Genomic DNA, 13,137 nt, shown 5'->3' with positions numbered 1-13,137 from the left:
ATGCTTCTATTGTACCTGATGTGGCGCGGATTTCAATTCGGCCATAAGCATACCTCCCAAAATAAGCACACATCCTAAACCGCCGGCTAAGCCCAGTACTTCTCCAGCAAATAGAATACCAGTTAAAGCTGCAAAAACGGGTTCTGTTGCATATATAATAGCTACCCTAGAAGGTGTAGTATATTTCTGACAAACGGTCTGAATCCAGAAGGCGAATGCACTTGTAGGACCGATGGACACCAGAAGGGCGATCAAGACTTCCGGCTGGACTAATTTATCCATTAAGGTAGCAGGATTTCCCGCATCCTCCATGATGAGTGATGCGATCAAGCTAAGAATACCGACCACTGTCATCTGTAGTGCTGCTAATGGAAGTGAAGGGTATTTAGAAGCATAAAGACCGGTGTAACCGATATGAAGAGCAAATCCAATGGCGCAGATTAGGACTAGAATATCTCCTATGTTCCAGCTCATCTCTGATCCTGCAAAGGTAAGTAAATACAGGCCAGCAGCTGCAAGCAGAGCGCTCAGCCAAGTGAATCGGGATATGGAGTGTTTAAGTAAGAAATAAGACAGGAAGGGAACGATGACCACGGATAGACCTGTAATAAAGCCTGTGTTCGAAGTCGTTGTATACAGCAACCCAACGGTCTGAAAAGCATAGCCTATAAACAAAAAAAGACCAAGCAGACAGCTATGCAGCAGCATTTTTCGTGTGATCAATCGCCACTGACGCCGATAGAATATAGTCGTGATGAAGGCTAGTAGGAGTCCTGCACCTATAAATCGGACGCTGTTAAAGGCCATCGGTGGAAGTACTCGAACAGCATGTTGCACAATCAAAAAGGTACAGCCCCACATCATGGCAACAAGGAGTAGGCTGAGATCAGCAAGACGAGAGCGGTTCAACGTTGTTCATCCTTTCGAGACAATAAAAATATGTAAATTCTTCGGTGAAATTACAAGTGAACAAATTGTATCCCATTATGAGAGAAGCGACAATACTAATGGAGTCCTATATAGTAAGGAACTTCCATCTTATCGATGAATTGCTTATTTAGTGGAAAGGGTAGACATAAAGAGGAGAATTTTGTTATACTAAAATACCGAACGTACATTCCCTTCTAGGACACCAAGAGAATGAAAGGAAGTTATTATCATGATGGGAAGAGCCCATTTGGTTATTAGTACCGGCGTCACACTGTCGGTCATGGGGCTGACCGGAATTCCTATCACACTTCCGGCAGCAGCGGTTGCCGTCGTTAGTTCGCTTCTACCGGATATTGATGAGCCGAACTCCATATTGGTAAGAACAGCGATTCCAACAGGCCTCTTACGTGTACTTCAACTAACACTAGTTGCGGTAGCTATTTTTATCTATTTCTACGGACAGGAATATGCGCCGTGGAACTTGGCCTTGGCTGGATTAATTGCTGTTGTATCCTTTTTGCCAGGGCGGACACTCCGTCATATTGTGATGTTTATGATTGGCCTTGGTCTCCTTCAATTCGGACATTCATTTAGCCCGTGGAATATCATTGCTGGTTGTGTATTAATGATCTCCACACTGGTATCCCATCGCGGGTTGACACACTCATTATACGCTGTTGCTGGATGGACGCTGTTGTTGTATTTCGGGACGGAAGGCTCGGCCTGGGGCGAGAGTATATGGGTTGCAGGAGGTTTATCCTATGCTCTTCACTTAGCAGCTGATATGCTAACGAATCGTGGAATACGGCTGTTGCCTCCACTGAAATTCAGAGTGAAATTTAAACTGATGAGCACCGGAAGTAAATGGGGAAATATGGTGGAGAATGTGTGCATCGTGCTTACACTAGTTCTTCTCTGGTATGTATTCATAGCTTCTAAATAATCGAAATTAATGAGAAAGCCTCGCTCAAAGGGAATGAGTCATTCCCTCTGAGCAAGGCTTTTCTGATGATCCAGTGGTTATTCTTCCAGGAAGATCAAACCGATGAGATCATCCAATTCAAGATTACCGAAGTAATGCTTTATATTAATGGAAGTAAGAAGATTTCTAACTTCACTCTCCTCGTAACGTTTGCCGCGAAGTGCATTCTCGATATCCGCTACATCGCCAACACCGAAGAAGTCACCATAAATTTTGATCTCCTGGATATGCCCATCCTTTATGTTCATTCGGATGTCTATGATACCCACAGGAAATTTCTTTGCATGCTTCACATTGCTCTCTGGCGATAGGCCATAATTCCAATCCCAGTTCTGGTAACGCTCCTTGGAGATTTGGTGAATGATCTCCCAGTCTTTCTCCTCTAGTACATATTGAGGAACCTGATGAGGTTCCATACCGAAGATCGAACGCAGCAGCTCAGCGCGGAACTGTTCAATGGTCATCTCGCTTCCGTCAGCTCCGAGAAGTTCCTTGATATTGGCTACACGACTGCGGACTGATTTTGTACTCTTTGATTTAAACTTCTCTGGATTCGCATTCAGCGAAGCTTGTACATGATCCAGATCGAGATCAAACATCAGTGTTCCGTGGCTGAACATTCGTCCTCGTGTAGAGAATTGTGCATTGCCGGAAATCTTTTTCTCCCCAACTTGAAGGTCATTTCGGCCGCTGAGCTCAGCAGGTACGCCCATTTTTTGCAGGAAGTCGATGACAGGTTGTGTGAATTTCAAGAAATTGTGAAAGGACTGCCCATCGTCCTTGGTAATAAAACTGAAGTTTAGGTTTCCTAGGTCATGATATACGGCACCGCCGCCTGATAAACGTCGTACAACTTGGATGTTGTTATCACGCACATATTCTTGGTTAATCTCTTCAATTGTGTTCTGATGTTTGCCTATAATAATCGATGGTTGATTGATGTAGAAGAGCAGGTAGCTATCGTCCATCGGTAAATGTTTCAATGCGTATTCCTCAATGGCCAGATTTATGGCTGGATCATGTATTCCCTGGTTATCAATAAACAGCATTATGTACGCCTCCGTGTGGTTTCTTGTCTAATGTAATACATTTAAATCTATTGTAAACCAATGTTTGACTCTAGAGCAAAGGTTCTGTGAGCGATGAGTGATAAATGCTATGTTGGAGAACGGTAACGCTTAAAATTCTATGCCAACCGGCATGTTTAACTTCATATGTGAATTTCTAGGTTGTAAGCGGAGTAGATATTTCATATAATCGTCAACAGAGAAGTATGCTTGGCAAAAAAAGAATACTCATTGCATGCGATGTCCTGGAAAGACAGTCCTAAATACAGGGCTGCTTCTGGGTTAAAAGGGAAGCCGGTTAAAATCCGGCACGGTCCCGCCACTGTGAATCAGGGATATCCTCTATAATTGCCACTGGCCTATTAAGGCTCGGGAAGGCGGAGGTTATCATTTCAACCTGTAAGTCAGGAGACCTGCTTCGCATGATGAATCTGACGGTCCTTCGAGGAAAGGATTACGTTTGGCAGAACTATTTTGGACGAGTAGACTTTTATAATAAGCTCATTTTTTAGTTCATAAAGTTCATTATCTCCGAAACGTAGCCCTTGATTCTCTATGAGATCAGGGGTTTTTTATGGTGAATTATTGGGTGCCTGTCAGAGATACGAGTCATTTCGGCGCTTGCATACACGGGATAGGAGAGAAACTGATGAGAAATCGATTGAAACAATTAGTGTTAGTAATCCATCCAGTACGGATAACATCATGAGTAGAAAACTTGCAGTGTACGCAGTGACAGGGCTTATTCTCTTAGCACTTACACTCGTGGTCAGTCTTGGCATTGGTGCGGTTCATTTACCCGTTACAGAGATCGGTGCGATGCTGCTGCATAAACTTCCATGGATTGGTGATTCTATCACACCGAATTGGGAGGTCGCATCGGAGCAGATTATAATGAAAGTACGTCTACCCCGAATTCTGCTCGGCATGCTGGTTGGGTCCTCACTTGCGGTGGCTGGTGCTGCATTTCAAGGTGTTCTAAGAAATCCTCTTGCGGACCCATTCACGCTAGGTGTATCGTCCGGTTCCTCACTCGGAGCTGCGTTTCTAATCTTCTACGGACTGCAGTATGCATTTGCAGGAGCTTGGACGCTGCCCTTGGTTGCTTTTCTGACGGGGATTCTTACGCTATGGATCGTACTGTTACTCGCTAGAGATAATGGAAAAATACCGACGCATGGACTAATTCTATCAGGCGTGATTATGCAGTCGTTCTTAGGTGCGGCTGTTTCATTCTTGACGGTCATGTCAAAGGATACATTAACGGATATTTTGTTCTGGACCATGGGAAGCTTAAGCATGCGAGGGTGGTCGTACATAACGGTGCTATTCCCTTACTTTATTGTATGCTTTATCTTTTTGTGGAGCCGAGCGCGGATGCTGAATTTGCTATCACTAGGCGAAAGACAAGCAGCCCATATGGGGCTTAATGTGGATCGTCTGAAGATGAGTGTTCTTATTGTAGCTACGCTTCTAACCGCTGCCGCAGTGTCGGTGTCTGGTGTAATTGGTTTTGTTGGACTAGTCGTACCGCATATGATTCGGCTCGTTACAGGTTCGGATTATCGAATCATTATTCCACTATCGGCACTCGGCGGGGCAATCTTCATGGTTTGGTCGGATACGGCAGCGAGAACTTTACTAGCACCTACTGAAATTCCGATTGGGGTTGTAACCGCATTTGTGGGAGCTCCATTCTTTGGTTATTTGCTGTACCTTAATAAAAAGCAGCGCAGGGAGGGAGCCCTATGATCAAACTTCAAAATGTAGGCAAGCGATATGAACGCTTGAATGCAGTATCGGAGATCGACTGGAGTGTCCGTGAAGGAGAGTGGTGGGGAATTATCGGTCCAAATGGAAGCGGTAAATCAACACTGCTGCATCTCTTGTCTGGGGTGGAAATGCCTACAACAGGTCAATTGCTGCTACATGACAGAGAAATGGCTAGTTACAGTAGAAAAGAACTGGCGCAAATGGTTGCTGTATTGCAGCAGGAAGGCCTTGCTCCGACAGATTTTACAGTACGTGAAGTCCTGGAGATGGGGCGCTTTCCATTCCAGAACTGGTTAGGACGAGAGAGAGAGGATGCTGGTCCTTTGCTGGATCGGATTATTCATAGACTAGAGCTTGACCGTTTAGAATCGAGAAGATTGGATCAGCTTAGTGGAGGACAACGTCAGCGTGCAGCCCTTGGAAAAGTAATGGCTCAGCAGCCTGCAATTCTGTTGCTGGATGAGCCAACGACATATCTGGATATACGGTACCAGTTGGAGTTTATGAATATGGTAGCAGAGTGGCGTAAAGAGTCGGGCATTACTGTCATTAGTGTGCTGCATGATCTGAATTTAGCTGCACAGTTCTGTGATCAACTTCTGGTACTTCGAGATGGAAAGACTGCTGGGCAAGGGCTGCCGTCTGAAGTATTGACAGAGGATTTCATACGTGAAGTTTTTAGGGTCGATCCTGCTCTTGTTATGCACCCAGAGAATGGTGCTCCACAAGTACTCTTGACAGCTAATCGTGGAAGACCAAACGAATAGATGTATATTATTCCTCATAATAAGAGATTTTAAGACGGCAGATAGCCGTCTTTTTTGTATGCATGTAGCATACCTTTTTATAAAAAAGAGATAACAGATCGGATTTAACGGGTAATGTTTTAAGTGGGTTTGCGTTTGGAAATGAATAGTAGCACTTACTTCACCATTTTGTATTAGAAATCGATCTTTAGATTTTATGCAAAATGCATTTAAACAAGAGGAGGCATCGGGCGTGGAAACAGTCTGGATTGTCATGAATGTCCTTGTTCTTCTTCTGCTTATTGGCATATTGTACTGGATGCAGAAGAAGCACTTTTCGTTTACGAAGCGGGTATTTGCCGGCTTAGGTCTTGGTGTGCTGTTTGGCGCGATCTTACAGTTTATCTTTTCAGCAGATTCTGACGTTATTGCGAAATCATCGCAGTGGTTTAACTTGGTCGGGTACGGGTATGTACGTCTGCTGCAGATGATGGTAATTCCACTCATTATGGTATCGATTATTTCGGCAATTATGAATCTGAAGGGCGGACGAAATCTCGGTAAAATGAGTGGGCTAATCATCGCTACTCTGCTTCTGACCACGGGTATTGCGGCTTCTGTTGGCATAGCGACGACGCTTACCTTTGATTTATCAGCAGAAAATATACAAGCGGGCGCCGCAGAACATGAGCAGGGCTTGTTGCTCGAAGATAAGCTTGGAGACGTTGGAGACCAGACGCTACCCGAGCAAATTCTGGAGTTCATTCCTTCGAATCCGTTCGCGGATATGACAGGAGAACGTAAGTCTTCTACGATAGCGGTTGTTATCTTCTCCGCTTTTATTGGTGTCGCTTTGCTTGGTTTGGATCGAAAACATCCGGAGCAAGCCGAAACGTTTCGAGGTATGATTCGGGCACTGTATGCAGTTGTGATGCGGATGGTTACTTTAATCCTTCGATTGACACCATATGGAATATTGGCACTAATGGCTAAGACGATTGCAGGAACAGATCTACAAGTCATTCTCGATCTCGTTGATTTTGTCCTGGCATCTTATGTCGCGTTAATTGTTATGTTTATAATTCATATGCTTCTCCTCCTTCTGTTCGGATTTAACCCAATGGTGTATATCCGCAAGGTACTGCCAGTACTAACCTTTGCTTTTACATCCCGCTCAAGTGCGGCAGCTATTCCACTGAGTGTACAGACGCAGAACAAGAAGCTGGGGGTACAAGAAGGCATTGCGAATTTATCGGCATCCCTTGGAGCAACGATGGGACAGAACGGTTGCGCGGGTATTTACCCTGCAATGCTGGCGGTGATGATAGCACCTACGGCGGGTGTTGATCCAACGGATTGGATGTTTATACTTACCTTGATTGTAGTCGTTATGATTAGCTCCTTCGGTGTCGCTGGTGTAGGGGGAGGAGCAACCTTTGCCTCCTTGATTGTACTGTCCACTATGAATCTGCCGGTTGCTCTGGCAGGTCTGCTGATCTCCGTTGAGCCACTGATCGATATGGGACGGACCGCACTCAATGTCAACGGATCGATAACTGCCGGTGTGATTACAGGTAAAGTCATGAAAGAAGTGGATCAAGACGTATTTAAGGATCGTAATCAAGATATTGATGTGATGCAGACGTAATATGAATAGAACATAGCCGCACCCAGGAGGGGGCGGCTTCTTTTAATGATTAAATCTTCTTAGATGACTTATGTTAGACTTGAGGTGTCGTTGTTCGTTGTAAGAACAGTGTAATAGATTAATAGGGGTTGAAGACTCATATGCCATTAACCTTTGCGCATCCTGCCATCGTATTGCCGTTTTCGAGAAAGAGTAAATACGTTCATTTTTCCGCGCTTGTTCTAGGGAGTATGGCTCCTGATTATGAGTATTTTTTGCGAGGGCAACCTTTGGGTGAGATTGGGCATACCTTTAGTGGATTTTTAATTCTTAATCTTCCCATGGTCGTGTTGATTTATTGTATTTATCATGTTCTCATTCATCAAATGCTTGTCAGTTACTTACCGAATGTGATTCAGGACCATAGTACTCGGCAAGTAGACTCGAGTCGTACTTTGAGGGTGATCGTCTTTGGCTACTCAGCGATTCTGGGCATGTTAACGCATGTTGTGTGGGATGCATTCACACATCAGAAAGGATTCATGGTTACGAGAATCCCAGCCCTAGGTCACACGTTCCAAATCGCCGGCTATGATATTCCGGTATATAAGTTGTTACAACATGGAAGTACACTTGTGGGATTATCTGTCATAGTTGCTTACATGATTTACAGAGCTTCATATCAAAAGGGATCTAAAGTAATGGACATATCCCCGAAACAGAAATTGGTGTTTTGGTTTGTACTATTCTCCCTAACGTTATGGATACTAGGTATCTGGTATCTCATAGATGATGTATCGATTAGGAATTACGGCATCGCTGTTGTACGAATCATCGATTCTTCCTTGATAAGCCTGCTCATTCTATCACTGGTTATCAAATATACAGCTCTATTCCCGAAATGAACTCCTTCAAAATCATAGACTCAAAAGAAGAGGCGACCGCTCCCCCAGTAAATTCCGGGGATTGGTCGCCTCCTGCTGCATATGGCAGCTTAGCCCAAGACGGTAAGCTGTTTAGGGAACGAAGTTAGCACTTCTACACCGTTATCAGTTACGAAGACATCGTCCTCGATGCGCACGCCTCCAACGCCTGGAACGTAAATGCCTGGCTCAATCGTGAAGACAGCACCGCTAGTAAGCAGCTCCTCGTTAAGTCCATGAATGGATGGGTACTCATGTACATCCATACCGAGACCATGGCCTAGACGATGCAAGAATGCAGGGCCATAGCCAGCTTCGTCAATAACGGATCGCGCTGCTTTATCAATCGATCCATAAGTGACACCAGGTTTTACAGCACGGATGGCTGCTTGATTAGCCGCCAGTACCGTGTTGTAGATACGCTCCTGCTCTGAACTAATCTGTCCGACAGCAAAGGTACGGGTAATGTCTGATGCGTATCCGCCAGCGAACACGCCCAGGTCAAACATAAGCAGGTCACCTTCCGCGATCTTCCGTGATCCCGGAACTCCATGCGGCAGAGCGGTATTCGTACCCGTGAGCACCATGGTATCAAAGGAAGGGCCGTCAGCTCCTAGTTTTTTCATCAGATATTCAAGCTCGGCCACAAGCTCAATCTCTTGCATTCCGATCTTCACTTGTTTTAGACCTTGGGAGAGGACATCTTCTACTAGAGCAACTGCTCGTTTCATGATCTTGACTTCATCTTCTGATTTTCGAATTCGCATATCACGCAGTACTTGACCTGCATCTGAATAGGAATGTGCAGATAGGAAGTGTTGGAGCTGCTCATAACGGGACACCGTCAGCTGATCTTTTTCAAGAGCCATCGTTCCGATGGAGCCCTTTATCTGTTTGCGGAGCAATTCATAAGGATTATCGGTATCTTGATGCGTAACGATGTTGCTAACCGACGAAGCCGCAGCCGCTGCATCGCCATCAAGTGCTGGAACGATAAGTACAGGCTCCTCTCCGTTTTGCAAGAGCAACCCAAGAAAACGTTCGTGTGGATCACTGGCAAACCCCGTTAGATAATATACATGCTTAGGATCTGTTATGAGTAAGACATCCCATCTATGTAAGGACATCGCTTGAGTTAATTGATCTAATCTTGTAGTCATGATTTAATACATCCCTTTCTGCTGTGTTCGTTTTGTTCGCATGGCTATATGATATAAGCGTAGCTCGTTCATGGAGTGATGTAAAGTCAGAGTAGTTTGTTATTAGGAATCATAACAATATTTGTATATATTATCTCTATATGTAAGTCTATAATATTCTTCTAGTGGCAAAAACGTAATACTTTTGTGAACTAATCGAAGGATAAGTAGCGCTCAAAAAAGATGAATGCGTTTCATGCCAACCTCTTGTAAAATAAGCATACAGATCACTTCACCATTCGGAGGAATATGACATGGCAATGCCTCGTTATCAGATTGATTATGCAAATAGAGAAGATTTACCGGCTATTATTGATATTTATAACTCCACTATATCTGGCAGAATGGTCACCGCTGACTTGGAGCCTGTTACGCTTGAGAGCCGCATTCCCTGGTTCGAGGACCATCGTTCAGATTCGCGGCCATTATGGGTCATGCGAATGAACGGTGAAATTGCTGCTTGGATGAGCTTTCAATCTTTTTACGGGCGCCCTGCTTATCAGGGAACGGCTGAAATCAGTATTTATGTGGATGAACAATATCGTGGAACTGGGGCTGGAAGCATCCTGATTGAGAAAGCGTTGGAGGAATGTCCAAGGCTGAATGTAAGTAACCTAGTTGGCTTTGTTTTTGGTCATAATGAACCGAGCCTGAAACTACTAAAGAAATTCGGGTTTGAACAGTGGGGGCTGCTTCCGCGTGTGGCTGAACTGGATGGGATCAAGCGGGATCTGGTTATTGTCGGTCGTGCAATTTCATCATAAATAGTTAGACATTAAAGGGCCATAAGTTCCTCTTTTTGATGAGAGCTTGGGTCTTTTTTTTGTGCTTGGATTCGCTAAGGAATTACTTAAGAAATAAGAAGTGATAGATATGGGAATAGAGAGGGCCTATAACATCTATAGCTACCTTGTCTTGGACGAAAGGCTTACTAATACGATACGATGGGAGAGACATAGTAAGAAACTCATTCTTGGTTAAGGAGTACAAATTTCACATGATATCCTCTTTCTTCGTTACACTGTACAGCGTCTTCCTTCCGATCTCTCTACCTGTTATCGCTGGAGGGTTATTGAAACGCTTCAAAGGGCTCGAGACAAAAACATTATCTGCGCTTTCGCTATACGTCATGAGCCCTGCGCTCATATTTGAGACGCTGGCTAAAGCATCGGTCTCCTCAGGTGATGTAGCGGTCACGATTACTTTTTGTATTCTCAACGTCATTATTCTCTGGATGCTGTGCGGAGCTGTCGGAAAAATGCTGAAGCTTTCCCAGCCCGAACGCTCCGGGCTAGGCCTAACGACCATGTTCACTAATAGCGTTAACTATGGTTTACCTTTAGTGCTTCTTGCATTTGGGCAGATGGGGCTCGACAAAGCATCCGTATATGTGATTGTGCAGATCATTATTATTAACACACTTGGTGTGTATCTGGCAGCAAGATCCCACTTCTCTGCTATAAAAGCCGTGAAGTCCGTATTTACACTTCCTTCGGTGTATGCGGCGGCACTTGCTGTCTTGATGCGAATAACGGATGCATCACTTCCGGCAGGTCTAGAAACGGGCATATCGATGCTGTCTGCTGCATATGCTCCATTAGCACTTGTCATATTAGGAGCACAGATGATGGGTGTGCAAAGTAGTGGTGAAATATCACGGGTCTCTCGCCGAGGATTTTGGTCAGGAATGGTTATGCGTATGGTTGTGGCCCCTCTTGTTGCTTGGGGGATTCTTGCTGCCTTATCGGTGGAGGGCACTTTGTTTGCCGTTATTCTAATCCTGTCAGCTATGCCTGCGGCTGTGAATGCGGTTATTCTTGCAGAGCAGTATGATGCAGCGCCGAGACTGGTCTCTATGTGTATTTTGTGGACAACACTCGCTTCATTTATCTTTCTTCCTGTACTCATTGGTGTGCTGTAAATAATCAAGTGACAGATGGCCAAGTGGGATGGTTCAATCTCCGTTGTTACGTGTAAAGATTAACAAACAGCTGAAACCGATCTCCTGCACGAAGCAGGGTGAGAAAGGGAGGTGGAAAGTATGAATTCCCGCCATAACCAAGATCATGTTGAGGTAGAAACACGTAATGTCGAGCAGCGTAATGATTCCAGCCAGGTTGCCTCTACACTCATTAAGTATGTTGCCTATTTGATTATCTTTTTCGGGTTTCTGTATTTTCTTATCAGGTATGTGTTCCCGATGTTTTAAACTCCTAGAGAAGCGGAATAAACTTCAGGCCGGGCATTTGTCCCGGCCTATTTATATTCCTTCGTATTGAGCGTTATAGTAGTGATATGAAGTTGACTTCACCGGTAGATGTAACTATCATAGTTACAATCTACGAGGTAAATGAAATGATCTAGAAATGGAGGAGATTACCTTTGAATATTAGCACTCGATTCGCCGTCGCTATTCATATCCTGTCGGTACTTGAGATGAATAAGACAGGGGTCAGCACATCAGAATATATCGCAGAGAGCGTCAATACCAATCCGGTAGTCATCCGAAGAATTACAGGCATGCTAAGCAAAGCTGGACTTGTAGAGGTGCGTCCAGGTGTTGCAGGAGCGAAGCTAAAGGTAGAAGCAGAGGGAATTTCGCTGCTGGACATATACCGCGCGGTCCATGTCGTGCAGGAAAACAATCTGTTTGCAGTACATGAGCAGCCGAATGAAAAATGTCCGGTCGGCAAACATATCCAGGATGCTGTGGTACCCGTATTCTCACTCGCTCAGCATGCAATGGAGAGTGTGCTGAGTAAAGTTACCTTGCAAGACATTGTTCAAAGTATTGCGGAACAGGATTGTCGAACGGACACCTAGTCGAAAGGAAAGCAAAGAAACTTAATGACGGTTACCGTTTAGTTTTCATTGACTTTCTTTTTCTCTGTAACTATAATTATCACATACAACCTGTAACTATTTAGGTTACATGTTGATGATATTAGCGTTGATCAATCGTGTGAATAGATGAAATTTATTCGATATGAAAATGGAGAGTGATAAGTATGTCAGAAGTATTGCATCCGTCCACAGAGCTTGGACAAGTATCATTGCGTATCCGCAATCTGGCAACGTCCGTGCGATTTTATACAGAAGTCGTTGGTTTGAAAATGCTCCGTCAACAAGGGAGAGTAGCGGAACTGACAGCAGATGGTAAAACCACACTACTTGTACTTGAAGAGGTAGAGGGTTTGACTGTACAACCTGAACGGACAGCAGCGGGTCTGTATCATTTTGCGATTCTTGTACCGGATCGGGAAAGTCTTGGACTCGTTATTCGCAATTTAGTAGCACACAATATTCCGGTTGGACAAGGAGATCATCTAGTGAGCGAAGCTCTTTATATTAGTGATCCGGACAATAATGGGATTGAAATTTATGTAGACCGTCCGCGTGATACTTGGAGACGGGATGCTAAAGGTGAAATTATAATGGCTACCGATCCAGTGGATGTAGAGGGCTTGCTAGCTGTATCCGAAGGCAAGGAGTGGAATGGTCTTCCGAGTGGAACGGTTATCGGGCATGTGCATTTCCATGTATCGAATCTAGATGAAGCGAAGCGATTTTACTGTGATGTTCTCGGATTTGAATTGACAGCTCATTATGGCGGCGCAGCATTGTTCATTTCAGCTGGAGGCTATCATCATCATCTCGGTTTGAATGTGTGGGCAGGAAGCGGTGTACCGAATACCCCACGGAATGCGGTAGGCATCAACTATTTTACTGTCGTTCTGCCTAATGCTGAGGAGCTTGAGGCTGTGAGTGGCAGAATTCGTGATGCAGGGCTCACACTTGAGCAGCGTGATGGGGATTATTATGTGAAAGATCCTTCAGATATTGAGGTTAGACTGGCAATTCAAGCTGCGAATCGTTAAGATCTCGGATTA

Annotated in this window: 13 protein-coding genes and 1 riboswitch; of the genes, 10 read left to right on the top strand and 3 right to left on the bottom strand. The window is 44.6% G+C overall.

Annotation, left to right across the window (positions count from 1 at the left end; genetic code table 11):
• Positions 1–6 precede the first annotated feature (6 nt).
• Positions 7–909, bottom strand: coding sequence for a DMT family transporter (locus tag ACK8P5_RS20230; RefSeq protein ID WP_422658048.1), 903 nt, complete (start codon positions 907–909; stop codon positions 7–9).
• Between the two features lie 250 nt (positions 910–1,159).
• On the opposite strand from ACK8P5_RS20230, the gene ACK8P5_RS20225 reads away from it, so the two are divergent.
• Positions 1,160–1,873, top strand: a complete 714-nt coding sequence (locus ACK8P5_RS20225) for a metal-dependent hydrolase (RefSeq protein ID WP_422658047.1) — start codon at positions 1,160–1,162, stop codon at positions 1,871–1,873.
• A gap of 77 nt (positions 1,874–1,950) precedes the next feature.
• Here ACK8P5_RS20225 and ACK8P5_RS20220 read toward each other — a convergent pair whose 3' ends face one another.
• The gene (locus ACK8P5_RS20220; RefSeq protein WP_422658046.1) at positions 1,951–2,961 is read right to left on the bottom strand and encodes a lipoate--protein ligase; all 1,011 of its coding nucleotides are present in this window, start codon (positions 2,959–2,961) and stop codon (positions 1,951–1,953) included.
• Positions 2,962–3,202: 241 nt separating this feature from the next.
• Positions 3,203–3,414: riboswitch (cobalamin riboswitch) on the top strand.
• A gap of 270 nt (positions 3,415–3,684) precedes the next feature.
• Here ACK8P5_RS20220 and ACK8P5_RS20215 point away from each other — a divergent pair.
• The 4 genes from ACK8P5_RS20215 to ACK8P5_RS20200 all read left to right on the top strand — a co-directional run bounded on the left by ACK8P5_RS20215 (position 3,685) and on the right by ACK8P5_RS20200 (position 8,030).
• Positions 3,685–4,731: a FecCD family ABC transporter permease gene (locus ACK8P5_RS20215; protein ID WP_422658045.1), complete on the top strand. Its 1,047-nt coding sequence runs from the start codon at positions 3,685–3,687 to the stop codon at positions 4,729–4,731.
• On the top strand, positions 4,728–5,519 hold the full coding sequence (locus ACK8P5_RS20210) for an ABC transporter ATP-binding protein (RefSeq protein ID WP_422658044.1): 792 nt from the start codon (positions 4,728–4,730) through the stop codon (positions 5,517–5,519). The genes ACK8P5_RS20215 and ACK8P5_RS20210 overlap by 4 nt, the downstream gene beginning before the upstream one ends.
• A gap of 232 nt (positions 5,520–5,751) precedes the next feature.
• A complete protein-coding gene (locus tag ACK8P5_RS20205; protein WP_422658043.1) occupies positions 5,752–7,146 on the top strand; it encodes an L-cystine transporter in 1,395 nt (464 codons plus the stop codon).
• A 140-nt stretch (positions 7,147–7,286) separates the two neighbouring features.
• On the top strand, positions 7,287–8,030 hold the full coding sequence (locus tag ACK8P5_RS20200) for a DUF4184 family protein (protein WP_422658042.1): 744 nt from the start codon (positions 7,287–7,289) through the stop codon (positions 8,028–8,030).
• A gap of 89 nt (positions 8,031–8,119) precedes the next feature.
• On the opposite strand, the gene ACK8P5_RS20195 is transcribed toward ACK8P5_RS20200, so the two are convergent.
• Positions 8,120–9,208, bottom strand: coding sequence for a M24 family metallopeptidase (locus ACK8P5_RS20195; protein WP_422658041.1), 1,089 nt, complete (start codon positions 9,206–9,208; stop codon positions 8,120–8,122).
• Between the two features lie 293 nt (positions 9,209–9,501).
• Here ACK8P5_RS20195 and ACK8P5_RS20190 point away from each other — a divergent pair, with 293 nt between their 5' ends.
• The 5 genes from ACK8P5_RS20190 to ACK8P5_RS20170 all read left to right on the top strand — a co-directional run bounded on the left by ACK8P5_RS20190 (position 9,502) and on the right by ACK8P5_RS20170 (position 13,125).
• Positions 9,502–10,011, top strand: coding sequence for a GNAT family N-acetyltransferase (locus tag ACK8P5_RS20190; protein WP_422658040.1), 510 nt, complete (start codon positions 9,502–9,504; stop codon positions 10,009–10,011).
• A gap of 233 nt (positions 10,012–10,244) precedes the next feature.
• Entirely contained in the window at positions 10,245–11,168 is a 924-nt protein-coding gene (locus ACK8P5_RS20185) for an AEC family transporter (protein ID WP_422661528.1), read from the top strand.
• A gap of 120 nt (positions 11,169–11,288) precedes the next feature.
• Entirely contained in the window at positions 11,289–11,456 is a 168-nt protein-coding gene (locus ACK8P5_RS20180; protein ID WP_422658039.1) for a hypothetical protein, read from the top strand.
• Positions 11,457–11,629: 173 nt separating this feature from the next.
• Positions 11,630–12,070 (top strand): Rrf2 family transcriptional regulator, encoded by a 441-nt coding sequence (locus ACK8P5_RS20175; protein ID WP_422658038.1) that lies wholly within the window; start codon positions 11,630–11,632, stop codon positions 12,068–12,070.
• 185 nt (positions 12,071–12,255) lie between these two features.
• Complete coding sequence (locus ACK8P5_RS20170) at positions 12,256–13,125, top strand: VOC family protein (RefSeq protein ID WP_422658037.1); 870 nt, start codon at positions 12,256–12,258, stop codon at positions 13,123–13,125.
• Positions 13,126–13,137 lie beyond the last annotated feature (12 nt).

Source organism: Paenibacillus sp. EC2-1 (assembly GCF_049311625.1).
In the GTDB taxonomy this organism is placed as follows: Bacteria; Bacillota; Bacilli; order Paenibacillales; family Paenibacillaceae; genus Paenibacillus_AQ.
This window is presented reverse-complemented; position numbering and strand designations above follow the sequence as displayed.

Bases quoted from the DNA above. Each gene is read 5' to 3' on its own strand.
- ACK8P5_RS20225 (WP_422658047.1), top strand. From the start codon at position 1,160: ATGATGGGAAGAGCCCATTTGGTTATTAGTACCGGCGTCACACTGTCG.
- ACK8P5_RS20220 (WP_422658046.1), bottom strand. From the start codon at position 2,961: ATGCTGTTTATTGATAACCAGGGAATACATGATCCAGCCATAAATCTG.
- ACK8P5_RS20215 (WP_422658045.1), top strand. From the start codon at position 3,685: ATGAGTAGAAAACTTGCAGTGTACGCAGTGACAGGGCTTATTCTCTTA.
- ACK8P5_RS20210 (WP_422658044.1), top strand. From the start codon at position 4,728: ATGATCAAACTTCAAAATGTAGGCAAGCGATATGAACGCTTGAATGCA.
- ACK8P5_RS20200 (WP_422658042.1), top strand. From the start codon at position 7,287: ATGCCATTAACCTTTGCGCATCCTGCCATCGTATTGCCGTTTTCGAGA.
- ACK8P5_RS20195 (WP_422658041.1), bottom strand. From the start codon at position 9,208: ATGACTACAAGATTAGATCAATTAACTCAAGCGATGTCCTTACATAGA.
- ACK8P5_RS20190 (WP_422658040.1), top strand. From the start codon at position 9,502: ATGGCAATGCCTCGTTATCAGATTGATTATGCAAATAGAGAAGATTTA.
- ACK8P5_RS20185 (WP_422661528.1), top strand. From the start codon at position 10,245: ATGATATCCTCTTTCTTCGTTACACTGTACAGCGTCTTCCTTCCGATC.
- ACK8P5_RS20180 (WP_422658039.1), top strand. From the start codon at position 11,289: ATGAATTCCCGCCATAACCAAGATCATGTTGAGGTAGAAACACGTAAT.
- ACK8P5_RS20170 (WP_422658037.1), top strand. From the start codon at position 12,256: ATGTCAGAAGTATTGCATCCGTCCACAGAGCTTGGACAAGTATCATTG.